The organism is Pseudovibrio sp. Ad5 (assembly GCF_001623095.1).
Classification (GTDB): domain Bacteria; phylum Pseudomonadota; class Alphaproteobacteria; order Rhizobiales; family Stappiaceae; genus Pseudovibrio.
The window spans coordinates 111,531-131,032 of sequence record NZ_LMCH01000063.1 but is presented as its reverse complement, the minus strand read 5'-3'; the positions used below and the strand labels follow the sequence as shown (position 1 = coordinate 131,032).

Below are 19,502 nucleotides of genomic sequence, written 5' to 3'. Positions count from 1 at the left end.
ATGTTCGAATCCCTTGTCGGCTTTGCAGCTCTGCTCGTCCTCATTTTCCTGCGCGTGCCAATCGCCTTCGCTATGATCTTTATCGGGGCGGCTGGTTTTGCGTGGCTGCGCGGCTGGTCTGCCACATGGTCTGTTGTCAGCAGCGTGGGTTTTGAAACCAGCCTGTCTTATTCGCTCTCTGTTGTTCCGCTGTTCATCCTCATGGGCAACCTACTCACCATCTCTGGTGTCAGCCACGGCCTTTATGCTGCTGCAAACCGCCTGCTCGGCGGCGCGCGCGGAGGCCTTGCCATGGCATCAGTTGTGGCATGCGGCGGGTTCTCAGCTGTTTGCGGATCGTCTCTGGCGACAGCGGCCACCATGTCCAAAGTGGCCATGCCATCCATGCGCAAATATGGTTATGCGGACAGTCTGGCCTCTGGTTCCATCGCCGCTGGCGGAACGCTTGGCATCCTCATTCCACCATCTGTTGTGATGATCATCTACGGCCTGCTGACGGAGTCCGACATTGGCAAATTGTTCGTCGCTGGTGTCATTCCGGGTATTCTGGGGCTTCTGCTTTACATCGGCGCCATCTACGTCGCCACTTTGATCAACCCGTCTCTTGCGCCTAAAGCTGAAGGTGTTGAACCATTCACCCGCAAAGAAAAGCTCGGCGTCTTTGCTGTGCTTGGCCTGTTCGCTGTGATCATGGTTGGTATCTATGGCGGGCTCTTCACCCCCACCGAGGCGGCTGGTATCGGCGCTGGAACAGCGTTCCTGATCGCGCTGCTGATGGGTGGCATGACCATTCGAAATCTCTACCAAGCCATGCTGGAGAGTGCCCGCACCACAGCTATGATCTTCATGATCATCATTGGCGCAGAAGTGTTCTCCAACTTCGTGAACTTTGCAGGTTTGCCAGACACACTGGCGGAATGGGTGCTGGATCTTGAAGTCAACGCCTACATGGTAATCCTCGGCATCGTGCTCATCTACATCGTACTTGGCTGTGTGCTGGAGAGCCTCTCCATGATCCTGTTGACTGTGCCTGTGTTTTACCCGCTCATTCTGGAGTTGGACTTTGGCACAGAAGTGCTGAACGATCCGGAAGCTGTGCTCATCTGGTTTGCAGTCATTGTGGTGGTTGTTACCGAGATAAGTCTGATCTCACCACCGGTCGGGCTCAATGTTTTCGTGCTGCGCAACGTCCTGCAGGATGTCAAACTTTCCACGATCTTCAAGGGCGTGTTCCCATTCTGGGTATCCGACCTTGTACGTCTCGCGCTGCTGATCGCGTTCCCGTGGTTCTCTTTGTGGCTCGTTGGAGCCATGTAATCACACCGGATCTGAGATCAACGAAAAAAGGGAGGGCACCAGTTCTCCCTTTTGGCATTTTAGGGCCGCGTACTCATCTCGCATCCTAACAAACGCACGAACCGGCAATTAACCCGCAAGGCCCATACTAGCTGCAACCATAATAAGGCTGAGGGTTTCATGGCTCTTAACATCGCCATTATCGGGGCTGGCCCAACCGGGCTCACTGCTGCGATTGAGCTCAAGCGTCGCGGCATCATTCCAACTATATTTGAAGCACGCAACTGTCTGGGTGGACAGTGGGCTTATGAGGTACTTACCGACGAGCCGGTTGATGTGCGCGACCCGCAAAGCCAGAGCGTCTATTCAGCTATGTACCCCAAGCTTTGGGCCAACCTGCCCAAACGCGCCATGCAAATCAGCGACTACAAACTGCCAGAGGATCTACAGTTGTTTCCGGGCCGTGTTGATGTTTTAGACTACATCGACGCCACCGCCAGAGAAGCTGGGATCCAACCGCTCATAGAATTCAACACGCCGGTCAAGCACATTGCCAAAGCAGGCGATGGCTGGCGCGTGAGCACTGAAGGCACGGAAAAGATCTTCACCCACGTGATTGTTGCAACCGGTAAGGACAGTTACCCCAACATTCCCGAGATCGATGGATTGGATCGTTTTGAAGGACCTGTCACCCATTCCCAGTCTTACCGCCTGCCTAATCTTTATGACGGCAAACGTGTTGTCTTGATTGGAGCCTGTGTCTCTTCAGAGGATATCTCGCTGGATCTGAGTCCGCATGCTGAGCAGGTGTATATCTGCGGTACGTTCCCCCCAAATGGACACAAATGCTATGTCCGCGATGGACTTTACGGACAGGGGCTCAACATCAGCCAGCATGCACGTCCAGAGCGTATTGAAGGTCGTAAGGTCTACCTGCAAAACGGGGAAGTCCTGCACGACGTGGATGATATCATCCTGTGTACAGGGTACATTTATAACTTCCCCTTCTTGAAAGGTTCGTTGGATGACATTGAACTGAGCGGTTGCTCCATGGGGCCGCTGTACCTGAACATGTTCTACCCTGCAGACCCCACCCTTATCTTCCTCGGCCTGCCGCGGTTTACAGTCCATTTCGCCAACATTCATCTGCAAAGCATTTACTGCGCAAAGATCTTAAATGGTGAGTTGGATCTACCATCTTCCGATGAGATCAAACAGGAAGTCGCCAATGGTGGTTGTGTCCTGCAAAAGAACCCTGCCAATTTGGAAGAATACCACAACAGCGTGTTCGAGAGCTTTACCAAACTGAGCGATATGACCGGAGAGCCTGACCTGGACTGGAGGACCTTTTTAAACACGCTCAACGATCATAAACGCCAGTACCAACAAAACTACCGTCTTCATCCCTTCACCTACGATCTGAAGGAATAGAGAAGATGAGATTGCTCTGACTTACTACGATCATTGCCATTCACCTCTTGCCTTTATGCGATTCGTATACGATATGTATATTAATCATATAAAGGACCATTTCCATGGGCATTGTAAAAATCTCTGACGACCTTCATGAGGAAATCAGAAAAGCGAGCACCGTTATGTCTCGCTCCATCAACGCGCAAGCAGAGTTCTGGATCAAAATGGGCATGCTTGCAGAGTTGAACCCAACCCTGAGTTACACAGAACTGGTTCAACAACAGCTCAAAGCTTGCAAGGTCGCTCCCCCAGAGGTGATCGAGACATGAGTGCCATTATCATCAAAAACACCGATGAAATCGCCCTGATGCGCCAGTCGGGCAAACTTCTCGCACAAGTCTTCAAAATGCTGGAAGACGTCGTAAAGCCGGGTGTTTCTACGCTTGAGATCAATGAGCGGGTAGAAGATTATATCGTCAACGAGTTGCACGCCCGCCCAGCCAGCAAAGGCCAGTACGGCTATAAGTTTGCGCTCAACTCCTCCATCAACGAAGTCGTTTGCCACGGCATCCCCGACAAAGCACGCAAGCTAACAACCTCGGATATCATCAATGTAGACATTACATTGGAGAAGGATGGCTTCATTGCAGATTCCAGCACCACCTTTGTGATGCCCGGCGCCTCCCGTAAAACACAAAAGCTGGTCAAGACCACTTACAAGGCCATGTGGGCTGGCATCAAGGAAGTCCGCCCCGACGCAAAACTGGGCGATGTGGGAGCAGCTATCCAACAACTGGCAGAAAAGGCCGGCTACTCAATCGTGCGTGATTACTGCGGCCACGGCATTGGCCGCGACATGCACGAAGGCCCTTCCGTGATGCACTTTGGCAAACGAGGCACTGGCGTTGTGCTGAAAGAGGGCATGACCTTCACCATAGAGCCCATGGTCAATGCAGGTACCGACCTCACCGTTACCAAAGAAGACGGCTGGACCGTAGAAACCCTCGACCGCCAACTCTCCGCCCAATGGGAACACACAGTGCTGGTGACAAACGGCGGCTTCGAAGTGCTAACATTGCGAGATGGGGAAAAGGTGCCTGAGTAGGAGAAGCAGGAGCAGAGCTCTCTCATTCTCCCCCTATGGCAGTTCGCGAAAGATATCGAAACGTCCCTGCAAGCATTGCTCACCTGCGGGGACGTTTTGGAGTGTCAATGAACCGCCAGCCTATGCCAGCTCAGGCTCTGCTTTAGCTCGCTGTGTTGCATGAAGAGTGCTGCGTTTGTATTGCTGCCAGTCCTCGGCGTAATCGCAGTCCAGATACTCTTCGAAATAAGGGCCACCATAAGTGTAGTGAACAAGGGCAGCCTCTGGGTTGTATGGATAATCCTCGACCAGATGGTTCCAGACCAGCGGCAGAGAGCCTATCTGCTTGTCATCTCCAAGCCATTTAAACTGGTGCAGTTCAAGCCCGGAACGCGTGTTTACGTATTCTGGTGTGAGTGCTTTGCACTTGGCATTATTGAACATCATAACGCTCGACCAGTTCTTCTTCTCATATTTGGACTGGACGTTATTGAGGAATTTCGTATCACTCACTGGCGTGTAATCATGCTTGCAGCACATCACTGCGTAGTCGTCATCGCGCATGTTCCAAAGCTCTGCGATATCTTTTCGCACGATCATGTCGCAATCCATAAAGATCGACCAGTCTTCATAATTGGACAAATACGGCGCCAGAAATCGGCTGAATGAGAACTCGGTGGATTGAAGAGGATGCTTCTCACGCTTGAAGATACTGCGTACATTGTTCAGAGCGATGGGCGTGATGGAAAGTGGGAGGGATGAGTTCTCAATTATGCTTTGAACAAGCACATGATAGGCAATCGTTTCATTGGAATCATAACCGATGAATATTCGAACACTCTCTGACATTTTGCGAACCACCGTTCAGCTGAGAAAAAAACTTCACAAACGAGATGGCGCAATTTGAATGGAAAATGTCAGACTAATAAATCCGCAAGTTCATGCTGTGTTTTAATGCCTTGTCATATCCCATAGATCATTGATATATTTTAATAATTCTAAGGTCAGGCATAACTGTAAAGCAATCATTGATCTTTCTGGCTTTGCCAAATTCTTTAGTTTAGTTAATTGTCCGCAGTGCATTGCAAAGTTAGGTTGCTGTCACTGACGCATATCGTCCAAATAAGGACTCAATGCCGATATCGCTCTTCAGCCTCATAATACACATCAAAGCCGACAGCCTTTTGCAGGTCTTCAAAGGTCATGGCAGGGTCATAGAAGATGCCTCGATTCATCTTATCCAAGGCCTCCTGCTGCGCTTTGATCATGCTCATCAGGCCGGTGAACGGGTAGGTTGAGATGGCGAAACCAAGCTCCTGAAGCTCAGCTGGTTGAAGGAATGGTGTTAGTCCGCCCTCCAGCATGTTTGCCATTTTAGGACCTTCAACTTCGTCACAGTAGCGTTTCATTTCTTCAACGGTCCGCGGCGCTTCCACAAAGGTCATGTCAGCACCGATTTCGCGGAAGGTTTTGGCGCGCTCTATGGCTTCATCCAGGCCATGCTCGGCACGGGCATCTGTGCGGGCAAGCACCAGAATATCTGCACCTTCGTTCTTCGCATCGACAGCGGCACGAATGCGCATAAAGGCTTCCTCACGATCCACTACGTGTTTGCCTTTCGTGTGACCGCAGCGTTTGGGCGCCAGCTGATCTTCGATCATCACACAGGCCATACCGGCATTGGCATAGCCCTTGACTGTGCGTTTGACGTTGAGAGCGTTTCCATAACCTGTATCACCATCCCCAATCACGGGAATGTCGGTCGCACCGGCAATGTTACGGGCCTGATCAACCATTTCTGCATAGGAGATGAGGCCCGCATCCGGTTGCCCTAGACGAGCTGCGGAAACACCAAACCCACTCATGAAGGCGAGGGGGAAACCGGCTTGCTCGATCAGGCGAGCGGAGAGGGCATCCCAGCAACAAGGTGTTACATTCAGTTTGCCGCTTTCGAACAGGTCTTTAAGCACCTGAGCTTTTGACATTTTTATGTGCCCATCTTCTATGTGTTATAAGGGATATACAAGGCAAGCCCTTGCCAAAAGTAAAGCAGGGCGGCAGTTGCCAGCATCATGAGTGCAAACGGCCACGCACCTTTGGCGACCTCTGACAAATTCGCCCTGCCAACAGCTTGAATAATAAAGAGGTTCATTCCCACTGGTGGTGTAATCAACGCGGTCTCAATGAGCACCACGAAAAAGATGCCAAACCAGATCGGATCAATGGACATTCCCACTAGCGCAGGAAACAGGACTGGCACCATGATCAGCAACATGCTGAGGGATTCCAGAAAGAAACCAACGATCAGCAACACCAGACCAACGGCGAGAATAAACAGACCCGGTTCGGAGATATTGGTGGTGAGCAGTGTGGAGATATCCTGCGGCAAACGATAAAGAGTGATGGCGTAGGAGAAGACCTTTGCCCCCGCAATGATGAGGAACACCATGGTGGTGGTCTTCATGGATTTATAGGTGGCTTCCTTCATCTTCTCCCAGTTCATCCGCCCCATGACGAATGTGATGAGAAGCGCCATAACAAAGCCAATGCCAGCACTTTCAGAAGGTGTGGCGATGCCCATGTAGATGGACCCGATGATAGATCCAGCCAGCAGCACGGTCGGCAGAGCCATGAAGGTCGCACGTCTGCGTTCTGCCCAGCTCGCTTTCTCAATGCGCTCGTAATTGCTGTTAAAGCGCGAGTAGAGCATGCCGTAGATGATGAACACGCTAGCTAGGAAAAGGCCGGGCCCAATACCCGCAAGGAACAGCTTCGGGATCGAGCTTTCGGTTACAATGCCGTAAAGGATCAGTGGGATAGATGGCGGAATGAGGATACCCAGCGTTCCACCAGCAGCCAACATACCCAGCACAAACGGGCGCTCGTATCCGCGCGAGGTCATCTCAGGGATCGCCACCGTCGCGATGGTTGCTGCGGTCGCCACGGAAGAGCCTGAAACGGCAGAAAACAAGCCGCAGGACAGAATAGTTGCGATACCAAGTCCACCCGGCCAGTGACCGACCCAGCTTTGCACAGCTGCAAACAAGTCTTTGCCAACCCCACCTTTCAGCAGCACGTTGGACATGAGCAGGAACATGGGCACTGCCAGCAGCTCAAAACTGTCCATAGAGCCATAAAGGCGCTGGGGGACGGCATTCAGTGGCAGCGGGAAGTACCAGAGCAGGAAAACTCCGAGCGAGCCAAGCGCAAATGCAACAGGAACACGGAGAACAAGAAGCAGCAGCAGGGCTGCGAGAATGAGAAACGCAGTCATGTGTAGCCCCTAAATCTCATGTTGTAAGGTGTCATCAGCAGGCACCCCATCACGCCAAATCTTTACAGCCTCGGCAATAGATTGCAGGCCCAACAAAGCGAAGCCAACCCAGACTGAGGCATGCGTGAACCACTTGGGCAGAGCAAGATAAGTATCGGTGGTGTGGCCACGCAAAGTGGACTTAAGCCAGAGACCATAACCGTACCAAACTGCGGTTATGCAGAAGATCAGGATCACCAGAATGGAGAAGGTCTCAACCACCTTACGCAACACCGTATCCGGGCGCCGAAAGGCCACATCGATAACGATCATTTCGCGGTGCTTGAGCGCAAAGGCTGCGGCAAGGTAAGCCCCCCAGATCTGACCGATACGCGAGACTTCATCCACCCACACGGTCGGGCTGTTGAAGACGTACCGGGAGACGACTTCGTAACAGATGAAAAAACCAATTGCGAAAAACACCCAGGCAGCCAACTTGCCGCTGAATTCGGAAATATGATCGATGAGCTTAATCACGGCTGAGCACCAAATGGATTTGCCGGAGAGCAGACGCGCACTGTTTGGAGTGATCATTTTGTGCAGTCGGCTCCCTCAAAATAAAGGGGATCCTAGAACAGTATGGGCAGAAAAGGAGCCGCATGGCTCCCTTTCCAAATCAAATTGAAGATCTGAGCAGGTGAACCTGCCCGTAAATCTTACATGCCTTTTGCAGCATCAATGGCTTGCTGACCAACAGGGCCAGCCGCTTCAACAAAACGGTCCTGAACAGAGGCTGTTGCTTCCACCCATTTGGCGCGTTCTTCATCACTCAAGCGGATCACGTTGATCTTGTCTTTGACGCTTTCAACCAAGGCATCTTCACCGGAATACACCTGATCACGCAGCTGTTTTTCGACAACAGCTGCTGCATCAAGAATGATCTGCTGGTTTTCAGCTGAAAGGCTCTCAAAGAACTCGTTGTTGATCACAGCGACAAACTCAATGGCGAAATCATAGGAGAGGGTCATGTTCTCCATAACTTCATAAAGCTTGCGGCTGGTTACGCCAGAAGTGCCGGTCATGCCCACATCAACTGCACCCTGCTGATAAGCAAGGAACTGCTTGGAACCAGACATCAGAGTTGGTGCCCCGCCAAGGGCTTCAACAGTCCAACCAAGGACTTTGCCGTAGGTCCGAACCTTTTCGCCTTTGATGTCTTCAGGGGTTCTGATCGGATCACCGTTGTTGAGGTAAATGTTACGACCATAGGCCTGCCACCACAAAACGCGGGCACCGGTTTCTTCCAGTACGGCTTTATCGAGAATCTCACGCATTGGCGAGCCGTTGGCAGCAGCTGCTCTCAGGTGGTCTTCATCACGGAAGAAGAACGGCAGGTTGACGATTTCAACGGCAGGAACGGAGCCAGCAAAACGACCAAGAAACGCTGAGCCAGCTTCAATCGCGCCAGAACCAACCGCTTCTGGAACTTCCTTATCCTTAAACAGCTGCGCAGACGGGAACAGCTGAAGACTCAGCTCACCGCCCGATTTTTCTTCAATAATTTCCTTGAAGGCATTCCAGTTCTGACCAAGACTATGGCTTTCAGGCAGCTGTAAAGTAACGCGAATTGTATCTGCAGCCATCGCGGTGGCGCATGACAAGGATAGTGCAGCTGCACCCAGCATTGAAATTAGTTTTACTCTCATTGGTGTCCCTCTCCCAAAACAAATCTCTTGAAATATGTGGTATATTAGAGAGTGTTTTTTGCGGAAGTACAGGCCGTTATTGCTGAGAAAATGTAATTATATTGTCCAGATCTCTCAATTCCAGCTGGCTAGAAAGGCGCCTCTTGTCTGCGATGCCTTTCGGCGAACTCCCAGTGACCGTTACGTTCCTGTGAAACTTCACAGGGGTTACATCTCACCAACTCCTCTCAAAATTACGTTTCGACGACCGCAAAACATTTCCGCAAATTCAAACGAAAGTTCTCCGAGTTATAAACATGACGTGCGCGGCACAGTTCAGGTTACAGCGTTGCTGCCTGCATATTGAGCGATCTTTGCCCTTGATTTTAGGGAGATGAAGCCAACCCGTACACGTGCTTATCTAGCGTGTGTTTGGACTGCGCATTGTGACCACTTGAAAGAACGTGGGCTAATCATGCAGGATTTTCGCCATCCGCAGAAGGCAAGGTCATCAGTCTGTACCAATCGGATGCTACCTCATCCAGACATGGGTGAGTCGGCGGGAAGGGCGATTTCGTGGGTAAAGTTATGGTACTGGGCGGCGACGGTTTTTGCGGCTGGCCCACGAGTCTGTTGTTCTCCAGCCTTGGCCACGATACCGTCATTGTCGATAATCTCTCTCACCGCAAGATCGACGTTGAGCTTGAGGTTTCCTCTCTCACTCCCATTGAGCCGATCAGCGAACGGCTGGCAACATGGGAAGAGCTGACGGGCAACACCATTCGTTTTGCCAATATAACGCTTGGCACAGATTATGACCGCCTGTTGCAGTTGTTGAAGCACGAGAAGCCGGATGCAATCATCCACTTTGCAGAGCAACGAGCAGCGCCATACTCCATGAAGTCTTCCTGGCACCGGCGCTATACAGTTTCAAACAATCTCAACGCGACCAATGATGTGCTCTCTGCAATTGTTGAAGCGGAGCTGGATACTCATCTTGTGCATCTCGGCACCATGGGGGTTTATGGATACAGCACGGTGGGCTGTGAAATCCCCGAGGGATACTTGCGGGTTCATCTGGATGTGAACGGAGATATGCGCGAGCAGGAGATCCTTTATCCCACAAACCCCGGTTCCATCTACCACATGACCAAGTCGCAGGATCAGCTGTTCTTCCAGTTCTATGCCAAGAATTATGGACTGCGGATAACCGACCTGCATCAGGGTATCGTCTGGGGCACACAGACCGAGCAGACCTCACTGGATGAGCGGCTCATCAATCGTTTTGATTATGACGGCGACTACGGCACCGTACTCAACCGCTTCCTCATGCAAGGTGCAATTGGGTATCCGCTGACCGTGCACGGCACAGGCGGCCAGAAGCGGGCCTTCATCCATATTCAGGACACTGTCCGCTGCGTTCAGCTCGCCGTCGAAAATCCACCAGAGCGTGGAGATCGCGTGAAGATCCTCAACCAGATGACAGAGGTTCACAGGGTTCGTGATCTAGCTGAGATGGTCGCCAAAATGGCAAATGTTGAAATTGCTTATCTGGAAAATCCGCGCAAGGAAGCTGCAGAAAACGATTTGATGGTGGCCAATCACAAATTTCTGGAGATGGGACTGGAGCCAATCACGCTGAGTGATCGGTTGCTTGAGGAAGTGACTGATATTGCGAGAAAATACTCTGATCGCTGCGATACGACTAAAATCCCTTGCTTGTCCCTCTGGTAACTTTGCGGGGATAGGCCGATGAAAATTGTCATTGTCTCCGATGCCTGGCACCCACAGATCAACGGAGTGGTTCGTGTTTTAGAGATCACGCGTCGCGAGTTATCCGCCTTGGGGCATGAGGTTATCCTCATCACGCCCGACCAGTTTTACCAAGTGCCACTGCCAACCTATCCGGATATCAAACTGGCACTGTTCCCCTATCACAAGCTTTCCTGCATGCTGCGCGAGCTGAAACCTGATGCATTGCATGTGGTGACCGAAGGGCCGTTAGGTTGGGCCGCTCGCAAATACTGCCGCCGCAATGCGCATCACTTCACCAGTTCATGGCTCTCCAAGTTCCCGGAGTATGCCTCCATGCGCACCGGTCTGCCTGAGGCTTGGTTTTACAAGTGGTTGATTACCTTTCACAATCAAGCCACCCACACCATGGTCACTACACAGACCATGGTGGAAACGGCCAATCGTATCGGAATTAAGCGTGCCGTGCGTTGGCGGCGGGGAGTTGAGCTGAAGAAGTTCCGGCCTGTTCCTTCTGAAATGTTTGCGGACCTTCCCAAACCAATAATGCTCTATGTGGGGCGGATTGCACCCGAGAAGAATCTGGAGACGTTTTTAGACCTGAACGTGCCGGGAACAAAGATTCTGGTGGGGGATGGGCCGGATCTGGCATCCCTCACAAAGCGTTATCCAGATGCCGTCTTTACTGGGGCAAAAACCGGAGATGATCTGATCAAGGCTTATTGCGGGGCGGATGTGATGGTGTTTCCATCTAAAACCGATACATTCGGCCTCGTTAATCTGGAGGCGATGGCCTGTGGTATCCCCGTTGCAGCCTATCCCGTGACAGGCCCCAAAGACATCATTGGCGATGCGCCGGTTGGGGCAATGGATGAGGATCTCGCAGTTGCAATCCAGCGTGCTTTACCAATGAAACCAGAGAATTGCATCGCCCATGCCAAAACATTCTCCTGGGAGCGGGCAACGCAGGACTTTCTGAATAACCTCGTCAGCTTCTCTACTGAGCAGTCTCAGAAAGCCAAGGATATCCTCACATCATCCGCTCATACAGATCAAACATAATCCAGAGCGTTCCGCCAACCATCAGGAAGATCAGAACGCCTGCAAAACTCATGGCAAGCACGTTTTCAATCGGGGTTCTGCTATCAATGCCAAGGAAGTAATGCAGGTGTACGCCAACCTGAACAAGCGCGCATAAAGCGATGATGCCGAAGGTCAGTTCAACCGGAAACGCCATGGTCCAGACTATGGCAAACGGAATGAGTGTGAGCGCCATCGCGAGGATAAACCCGGTGATCAGCCTCTTTGCACTGTGAGATTGCGGGTGCATCTTACTCTCCTAAATAAGCCAGCCGGGCATGTAGACGATTGAGAAAATGCCGATCCAGACGATGTCGAGGAAATGCCAGAACATGCCGAGGCGATGGAGGCGGGATTTGACCGGAGAGGTCAGCCCTTTGATGAGAATCTGGAAGATCATCACCGTGATCCCAATCATGCCAAGGCTCACATGTGCGCCATGTGTTCCCACCAGCGTGAAGAACGAGGTGAGGAAGCCACTGGTCTGCGGTCCGGCCCCAGACTCAATCATGCCAACAAATTCAATCACTTCCAGCGATATGAAGCCCATACCAAGCACAATGGTGACAATCAGCCAGAACACTGCCTGACTTTTATGCTCTCTGACAGAGGCGAGGGACGCGAAGCCAAATGTTACGCTTGAAAAGAGCAGGAACATGGTTTCGGCAAAAACGTGTTTGATGTCGAACACGTCAATCGGCAGCGGTCCTGTGGCAGTGTTCTGGAACATGACCACGTAAGTTGCAAACAGAAGCGAGAAGATAATCGCATCTGTCATCAGGTAGAGCCAGAAGCCCAAGTCTCTGATATCTAACGTTTCTTCTGTCGGTCCGGGAGAGCCGGTGGTTTTAGGGCTGTATGTGCTCATGACCAGAAATCCCCCGGTGCTGGTTTGTGGGCTTCCAAGGCTTTGATGCGGGCCTTTTCATGGGCCTCAATCTCGGCAGCGGGGATAATCTCATAGGTGTGATCTTGCGAGCTGCGGGTTATCAAACACGCGAGCACGCCAAGGAACCCAAGGGCGACCAGCCACCAGATGTACCATGTGACAGCGAAGCCGATGAGGAACCCGAGACCACCGAGGAAGACACCAATGCCTGTGTTCCGCGGCAAGTGAATGTCCTCGTAATTTTGCGCTGGGGCATAAGCCACGCCGCGCTGTTTCATATCCCAGAAGGCATCAATGTCCTGCACATCGGGGATCTTGGCAAAGTTATACTCGGCAGGAGGGGAAGAGGTTTGCCATTCCAGCGTCCGGCCATTGTACGGATCGCCCGTCAGATCGCGGTTCTTTTCCCGGTCGCGAATGCTCACATAAAGCTGCATACCCTGACAGAAAATGCCGATCAGAACACTCAAGGCACCAACGGCTGCAACGATCAGATAGGGCTGCCACTCGGCAACATCGTAACGCTCCATCCGGCGAGACATGCCCATGAAACCAAGGGCATAGAGCGGCATGAAGGCGAGGTAGAAGCCGATGATCCAGAACCAGAAGGAACGAACACCCCACGCTCTGTCCAGCTTGAAGCCGGTTGCTTTGGGGAACCAGTACTGGAAGCCGGCAAAGTACCCGAAGACCGCACCGGGGATCAGCACGTTATGGAAGTGCGCGACAAGGAACGTGGAGTTATGCATCAAAAAGTCGGCAGGAGGGATCGCTAGCAACACGCCGGAAACGCCACCAAGCACGAAGGTGATCAAAAATCCGATGGTGAATAACATGGCAGGGTGGAAGATGATCCGCCCCTTGTACATGGTGAACACCCAGTCAAAAATCTTCACTCCAGTCGGAACGGCAATGATCATGGTCGCAATGCCGAAGACCGCATTCACATTGGGGCTGGAGCCCATGGTGAAGAAATGGTGCAGCCAGACCGAGAAGGATAAGATGGTAATAGCTGCTGTTGCGTAGACCAGTGACTTGTAGCCAAAAAGCCTTTTCTGAGAGAAGGTTGCGACAACTTCTGAGAACACGCCAAACGCGGGTAGAATGAGGATATAAACTTCCGGGTGTCCCCAAATCCAAATCAGATTGGCGTAATTCATCATGTTGCCGCCAGAATCATTGGTGAAGAAGTGAAACCCAAGAATCCGGTCCAAACCGAGCATCGCAGCAACAACTGTCAGCGCTGGAAAAGCGAAAGCCATGAGTAGACTGGTGCATAAAGTGGTCCAGGTGAACAGCGGCATCTGCATCAGGCGCATTTTGGGCGCGCGGCACTTTATGATCGTGACGACAAAATTAATCCCCGTCATGGTGCTGCCCACACCGCTGACCAGCAGCGCCCAGATCCAGTAATCAACGCCCACACCCGGACTATACTCAGCGCCGGAATATGGCGGGTAGCCGGTCCACCCAGCGGTTGAGAATTTGCCGATGACAAGGGAGACCATCACCAGCGCTGCACCTGCTGCTGTCAGCCACAAGCTGATGGAGTTCATGAACGGGAAGGCCACATCACGTGCGCCTAACTGCTGTGGCACCACAATGTTGATCAGGCCTGTCAGGAACGGCATGGCCATGAAAAAGATCATGATGGTGCCGTGAGAACTGAACACCTGATCGAAATGCTCAGGGGCAAGATATCCATCATTGTTCAAGGAAATGGCCTGCTGGGAGCGCATCATGAGCGCGTCCACAAAGCCGCGTACCAGCATCACCATGGCAAGGGCGATGTACATGATGCCGATGCGTTTGTGATCAAGGCTGGTCAGCCATTCATCCCAGAAATACCGCCACTTACCAAAGTAGGTGACCAGCAAAAAAACGGCCAACCCACCCAAGACGGTGATTGAGGCACCACCAAAAGCGATGGCACTGTAGAAGGGGAGAGAGTCTAATCCTAATCTTCCTAGCATGGTGTATCCCCCTCACAAGCAGGTTGGGTCGTCACCGGTGCGTGTCGGCGCAAGGTGGTTTCGGGCCGTCGGGCGTACTTCTTCAAAATCTCTGCAAACAAGCCGGGCTTAACCCAGGAGAAATACTCCACGTCGTGCCCGATGGTCGGCTGTGCCAGTTGATCGTAGGTCACGGTGGAGAGCGGTTTGGTCTGCGATTTGGCGTTGGCAACCCACGCATCAAACTCGTCGGGCGTCATGGCAACAGCATCAAAAAACTGCATGGCAAACCCGTCACCGCTGTACTGCGTGTTGCGGCCACGGAAGCGTCCGGTCTCATTGGCCTGCAGGTTCAACTCGCTGGTCATCCCCGCCATGGCATAGATTTGTCCCCCCAATGCGGGTATGAGGAACGAGTTCATCACAGTGTCAGAGGTTAATTGCAGGCTGACTGCTTTATCCACGGGGAAGGCAAGCTCATTGACGGAGGCTATGCCAAGCTCCGGGTAGATGAAGAGCCACTTCCAGTCTTGCGCCACCACCTGCACATTGATGGTATTTTCCGGCGTCGCGATCTTTTTGTAGGGGTCGAGCTTGTAGGAATACGTCCAGACCAGATAGCCAAGCGTGATGATGATGGCCGCAGGAATGGACCAGACGAACACCTCGATAATGGTGGATTTGTGCCAGTCCGGCTTGTATTCACCGCTGCCACCTTTTGCGCGGTAGCGCCAGATGAACCAGAACACCATAAAATAAACGGGAATAACCACGATCAGCATGATGAAGAAGGCGGTGTAAAGCAGATCGCGTTCTATCAGGGCAATCGGGCCTTTGGGGTCAGCAACCGGGGACGTCTGAAGGCCGCATCCAGCTAACACAAGCAGGAGGCCCAGCAGAGTTATTCCCGTTATGAAAGGTTTTGAAATGAAATGTTTCATCGTAATCCCGCGCAGGAGTGGGTGACCTAACGGGGATATTTCAAGGGGGTGGGGATTACAGAATATTTAAGGTCACGGCCCGACGGCATGAGACCCATGAGATTTCAGGAACCAATTCTTTGAGGGGAGCACAGAGATGGTTATCAATTACTCCCCCGTCTCTTTCAATTTATCCCCCCGCCTTTGCGGGAGCTTTAAGGCCTTCCAGCATTTCTGCCATTTTCGCCTGCACCATGGTCACCGCCTTCAACGGGCGCAGCATGACCTTGAAATCATCAATCAGGCCCTCCTCGTTCCAATGGATCATATCAACGCCGTTGATGTAGATGCCATCGACCTCTGTTTCAAACTCCAGCACTGCGTTGTCGCCACAATCCAGAATGCGTACGTATTTGAAGGTGTTGTTGACGCCCAGCACTTGCGCTGCACCGTAAAGGTACATGACTGTGATCTGCTGTCCGCGTTGCGGCGTGTGCACCACGGGGCTGTAAAACACGCAGTCCTTGGCAATCAAAGCCGACAACTTCGCCAGATCTTTGCCGCCCTCCAGCATATCCAGCCACTTTTGCAACTTCTCAGAATATGGTGTCGACATCATCTTATCCTCCCCGGTGTCTCTTTTTGTTCTCCTAAAACACAGGCAGGAGAGTCAGAGCCCCTCCAGTCAAACTTATATTGACGTAATGGTCAAGCTAGTCAGAAGAGACGGGAACAAGTGCACGCTTGCTTGAGGATTTATGAAGAGAAACTCAGATTTTTGCGTGGTTTCCTTAGGGCAGCATTAGCGAGCTAAGTGCTAGAAATATAACAGGAAGTTTTAGTTGCGTGGATTTTGAAAGGTTTATGCATTTTTTGCGTTATCTGGCGTTTTTTTGTTTTTCATGGTCCAGAGCAGAAAATGAGCAAACACAGTTGTCACGCGATCGATATGTACCGCGGAGAAGCAGCAACACATGCCTGACTCCATCCTCTATCGGCCACCGGCTCCCACGCCTTGCAAGCCACTTCGTGGTCTGCGTCTGTTTCGCGTGTTCTGGGCACGCAACGTTTTAACGTTGATCCCCGGAGAATTCTTCAACAGCCCGATGGAGAGGATCTATTTTACCAAGCGCCCTTGTTTCCTTGTCAACGCGCCTGATCTGGTCAACGAGGTTCTGGTCGAGAAACGACTGTCCTTTCCCAAATCCGATGTGATGGTGGATACGCTCAAGCCGGTGATTGGTGAGAGCACCATTCTTGTCAGTGGTCCCAAATGGGAAGAGCAGCGGGAAATGATTGCTCCGGTATTTTCCCATGTCAGCATTCGTGGTGCGTACAAGCATGTTCAAAGTGCCTGCACGCAGTTTCTGTCTTTTCTGGATCAAATGGCGCAACTCGGTAAGACCATCAGCTTGCGCGATGAAATGAACCGATTGACCGCAGATATCATCTTCCGCACTATCTTTTCGCATCCGGTTGACAATGATCGCGCACGCATGGTGTTTTCGCTGTCTTCACGTTACCAATCCATCACGACCACATGGGCGCGCAAAATGATTTTGCGCGGAACGCCAGACGCCCCCAAAACTCCGATGCCAAAGGAAGCGGAGCTTCTCCGCAATGAGTTGCGCCTCTTGCTGCGTGATCTGGTAGAGGAACATACCGCCAACCGGTTTGGCCAGCACGATGATATGTGCCAGAGGCTGCTTGATGCCCGGCACCCACAAACGGGCCAGCCCCTGAGCAAGGAACAGCTGGTCGATCACATTGCAACTTTCTTCCTTGCTGGACATGAGACAACCTCGGCAATCCTCAACTGGGCTTTTTTCATTCTTTCCCAGCGGCCTGATTATTCGGAGCGCATCAGGAGAGAGACCGACAATGTCACCAACGGTGAGAACATTGAGTACCGGCATATCTCCAAACTAAAATTCACGCGGGATGTCTTCCGCGAAACCATGCGATTGTATCCACCAATCGCTTTCATGACCCGTATGGCAGAAGAGGACAGCGCCATAGGCGGTCACAAGATTCCTCGCGGGGCTCTTATCATTATATCACCATGGATCGTGCATCGGCACAGATCCTATTGGAACAATCCGGACCACTTTGACCCGGACCGGTTTGAACGCGCTGACGACCCCGTGACCAGCGCTTTCATACCATTTGGTGTTGGCCCGCGCGTGTGTGCAGGCGCCAGTTTTGCAACGGTGCAGGCAATCGTCTTGCTGGCCCGTCTGACACGCTTTTACAGTTTCAAAGTTATGAAGCCTGACGAGGTCTTTCCGGAATCCGGTGTCGCCTTGCGGGCGGGTTCAGAAATCAGATGCAAACTCATCAAACGCCATCATATGGCACAATAGCAGGTCAAAACCTGCGAATAGCCCGAAACTATCGGGTGGCATCACCGCCAATTATATGCATCATTCCGTAAGGGTAAGAACTGGGAGGTTGGTATGCGCTGGATTGCTGGGTTGGTAATTATCATCGTCGGAGCTGCTGCGGGCTACTATTGGTACTCTCTGCCACCGACCTATCCCGGCAAATACATCGTCACCGCAGACCGCGTCTTGACCATGGACCCGGACCTGCCACAGGTGCAGGCCGTGCTGGTTGATGACAACGAGATCATGGCCGTTGGTGATGTGCGGGAGTTGGAAGGCCTTGCCGACGTGGAGATCATACGCCTCAAAGGCACATTGATCCCGGGCTTGATTGAACCCCACACCCACCCGATTGCAGCTGCCCTGCTGGGCTCAGCCACGGACATCAGCGCCTTTAAATACGACAACCGCATGCAAATCATGCAGGCCCTGCAGGATTCCGCCGATGAGTTCAGCGTAACCCCGTGGGTACTGGCCTACGGTTGGGATCCGATTGCGATCAGAGACCTTTCTCCGCCAACACTGGCGGAGCTGGACGCCATTTCTCCTGATAAACCCATGCTCGTTCTGACCCAGATGATGCACGAGGCTTACGCCAATACCGCTGCGCTGAAAGAAGCTGGTGTTGACCCGCGCCGCGGCCCAATGCTGAGAGAGCTGGAAGAGATCAACCGTGTTGTCTCTGCCATTCCCGCCCCTTCGGATGAAGCCGTCGAATTGCTGGTGCGCAAGACCTATACTGACTATGCCAAGGCAGGTTACACCACCATTGGCGTGACAGGGGCTGTAGGTCGCCATCCCAACCCTGTTGGTTTGTTGCAGCGTGTTGGGCTGGAAGACAATCCACCAGTGCGAACCTACGTTTATCTGACAGAGGATCAGCTTCCCAACTGGCGCTTTGGCGGGGATGACCGGTTCACCATCCTGGGTGCAAAGTTCTGGCTGGACGGATCACCGTTTACGGGTGGGGCCGCAATCCATGAGCCCTATGAAGATTCCGAATTGGTGCTGGAACGACTAGGCCTGTCTACGGGTCACCGGGGTGACCTCAGCATGAGTGATACAGACCTGTTGGAGAAACTCCGTGACGTACACAAACGCAGCGGGCAAGTGGCAATGCATGCGCAGGGAGAGCGCGCCATTGATCAGGCGTTGATGGCGATTGCCGCCATTCAGGCCGAAGACCCGCGCGATGACATTGAACATCGGCTTGAGCACAACGCACTTATAACCGACGAGCAAATTCAGAGAGCTGCTGATCTGGGCGTGTCTCTTGGTTTCTTTGTCGATCATATCAGCCACTACGGTGATCAGCTGGAAAGCTTGTTTGGCAAAGAGCGGCTGGATCGCTACATGCCTGTGCGCGATGCAAAGGATGCCGGTGCTGTCATAACCTTCCATGGGGACCACCCTGCAACGCCTATGAACCCGATGGGAACTGTTGAGACTGCCATGTCCCGCACATCCACCAGTGGCAACACGGTGGTTGGCGCAGATCAGGCTGTTACGCTTGAAGAAGCGTTGCAGGCCATGACAGTCAACGCCGCTCGTCAGCTGGGGCAGGAAGATACGCTTGGAATGATTGCTGTTGGCATGAAGGCCGACTTCACTCTGCTCAACGGCAACCCTCAGGTTATGATGCCGCAGGGCTTGCGCCTGATCCGCCCCGCCATGACGATCCGCAATGGCCAACCCGTAGATACCCGCTTTGTGAGCTGGTTTGACCCGGAACTGGCCATCAAAGCCATCTGGAAAATGATGATGGGCGACGACAGCGAGCCCACCAGCACATAG

Annotated in this window: 18 protein-coding genes; 8 read left to right on the top strand and 10 right to left on the bottom strand. The window is 52.5% G+C overall.

Annotation, left to right across the window (positions count from 1 at the left end):
* The 4 genes from PsAD5_RS20325 (at position 1) to map (ending at position 3,814) form a co-directional block, all read left to right on the top strand.
* The gene (locus PsAD5_RS20325) at positions 1-1,317 is read left to right on the top strand and encodes a TRAP transporter large permease (protein ID WP_063293427.1); all 1,317 of its coding nucleotides are present in this window, start codon (positions 1-3) and stop codon (positions 1,315-1,317) included.
* A gap of 159 nt (positions 1,318-1,476) precedes the next feature.
* A complete protein-coding gene (locus PsAD5_RS20320) occupies positions 1,477-2,727 on the top strand; it encodes an NAD(P)-binding domain-containing protein (protein ID WP_063293426.1) in 1,251 nt (416 codons plus the stop codon).
* Between the two features lie 104 nt (positions 2,728-2,831).
* Positions 2,832-3,038: a ParD-like family protein gene (locus tag PsAD5_RS20315; protein WP_057461352.1), complete on the top strand. Its 207-nt coding sequence runs from the start codon at positions 2,832-2,834 to the stop codon at positions 3,036-3,038.
* A complete protein-coding gene (map, locus tag PsAD5_RS20310; RefSeq protein WP_063293425.1) occupies positions 3,035-3,814 on the top strand; it encodes a type I methionyl aminopeptidase in 780 nt (259 codons plus the stop codon). The genes PsAD5_RS20315 and map overlap by 4 nt, the downstream gene beginning before the upstream one ends.
* Positions 3,815-3,934: 120 nt before the next feature.
* On the opposite strand, the gene PsAD5_RS20305 is transcribed toward map, so the two are convergent.
* The 5 genes from PsAD5_RS20305 to PsAD5_RS20285 form a co-directional block, all read right to left on the bottom strand.
* Complete coding sequence (locus PsAD5_RS20305) at positions 3,935-4,642, bottom strand: glycosyltransferase (protein ID WP_063293424.1); 708 nt, start codon at positions 4,640-4,642, stop codon at positions 3,935-3,937.
* A 281-nt stretch (positions 4,643-4,923) separates the two neighbouring features.
* Complete coding sequence (locus PsAD5_RS20300; protein ID WP_063293423.1) at positions 4,924-5,778, bottom strand: isocitrate lyase/PEP mutase family protein; 855 nt, start codon at positions 5,776-5,778, stop codon at positions 4,924-4,926.
* A gap of 17 nt (positions 5,779-5,795) precedes the next feature.
* On the bottom strand, positions 5,796-7,067 hold the full coding sequence (locus PsAD5_RS20295; RefSeq protein ID WP_063293422.1) for a TRAP transporter large permease: 1,272 nt from the start codon (positions 7,065-7,067) through the stop codon (positions 5,796-5,798).
* A 9-nt stretch (positions 7,068-7,076) separates the two neighbouring features.
* The gene (locus PsAD5_RS20290) at positions 7,077-7,640 is read right to left on the bottom strand and encodes a TRAP transporter small permease (RefSeq protein ID WP_208988718.1); all 564 of its coding nucleotides are present in this window, start codon (positions 7,638-7,640) and stop codon (positions 7,077-7,079) included.
* Positions 7,641-7,762: 122 nt separating this feature from the next.
* Positions 7,763-8,752, bottom strand: coding sequence for a TRAP transporter substrate-binding protein (locus PsAD5_RS20285; RefSeq protein ID WP_063293421.1), 990 nt, complete (start codon positions 8,750-8,752; stop codon positions 7,763-7,765).
* A gap of 567 nt (positions 8,753-9,319) precedes the next feature.
* Between PsAD5_RS20285 and PsAD5_RS20280 the strand changes: the two genes are divergently transcribed.
* Positions 9,320-10,465 (top strand): NAD-dependent epimerase/dehydratase family protein, encoded by a 1,146-nt coding sequence (locus PsAD5_RS20280; RefSeq protein WP_063293420.1) that lies wholly within the window; start codon positions 9,320-9,322, stop codon positions 10,463-10,465.
* Positions 10,466-10,483: 18 nt separating this feature from the next.
* Positions 10,484-11,545 (top strand): glycosyltransferase family 4 protein, encoded by a 1,062-nt coding sequence (locus PsAD5_RS20275; RefSeq protein WP_063293419.1) that lies wholly within the window; start codon positions 10,484-10,486, stop codon positions 11,543-11,545.
* Here the strand turns inward: PsAD5_RS20275 and cyoD are convergent.
* The 5 genes from cyoD to PsAD5_RS20250 form a co-directional block, all read right to left on the bottom strand.
* Positions 11,514-11,813 carry a cytochrome o ubiquinol oxidase subunit IV gene (gene cyoD, locus PsAD5_RS20270; RefSeq protein WP_063293418.1) on the bottom strand — a complete coding sequence of 100 codons (300 nt, stop codon included), beginning with the start codon at positions 11,811-11,813 and terminating at the stop codon, positions 11,514-11,516. The two genes, PsAD5_RS20275 and cyoD, sit on opposite strands and share 32 nt — an antisense overlap.
* Before the next feature lie 9 nt (positions 11,814-11,822).
* Complete coding sequence (gene cyoC / locus PsAD5_RS20265; protein ID WP_057461360.1) at positions 11,823-12,431, bottom strand: cytochrome o ubiquinol oxidase subunit III; 609 nt, start codon at positions 12,429-12,431, stop codon at positions 11,823-11,825.
* Positions 12,428-14,425, bottom strand: coding sequence for a cytochrome o ubiquinol oxidase subunit I (gene cyoB / locus PsAD5_RS20260; RefSeq protein ID WP_063293417.1), 1,998 nt, complete (start codon positions 14,423-14,425; stop codon positions 12,428-12,430). Before cyoB ends, cyoC begins: the two co-directional genes overlap by 4 nt.
* The gene (gene cyoA, locus PsAD5_RS20255; protein WP_208980583.1) at positions 14,419-15,345 is read right to left on the bottom strand and encodes a ubiquinol oxidase subunit II; all 927 of its coding nucleotides are present in this window, start codon (positions 15,343-15,345) and stop codon (positions 14,419-14,421) included. The genes cyoB and cyoA overlap by 7 nt, the downstream gene beginning before the upstream one ends.
* Positions 15,346-15,514: 169 nt before the next feature.
* Positions 15,515-15,940, bottom strand: a complete 426-nt coding sequence (locus tag PsAD5_RS20250; RefSeq protein ID WP_063293416.1) for a nuclear transport factor 2 family protein — start codon at positions 15,938-15,940, stop codon at positions 15,515-15,517.
* A 358-nt stretch (positions 15,941-16,298) separates the two neighbouring features.
* Here PsAD5_RS20250 and PsAD5_RS20245 point away from each other — a divergent pair, with 358 nt between their 5' ends.
* Positions 16,299-17,687 carry a cytochrome P450 gene (locus PsAD5_RS20245; protein WP_063293415.1) on the top strand — a complete coding sequence of 463 codons (1,389 nt, stop codon included), beginning with the start codon at positions 16,299-16,301 and terminating at the stop codon, positions 17,685-17,687.
* 93 nt (positions 17,688-17,780) lie between these two features.
* A complete protein-coding gene (locus PsAD5_RS20240) occupies positions 17,781-19,502 on the top strand; it encodes an amidohydrolase (RefSeq protein WP_063293414.1) in 1,722 nt (573 codons plus the stop codon).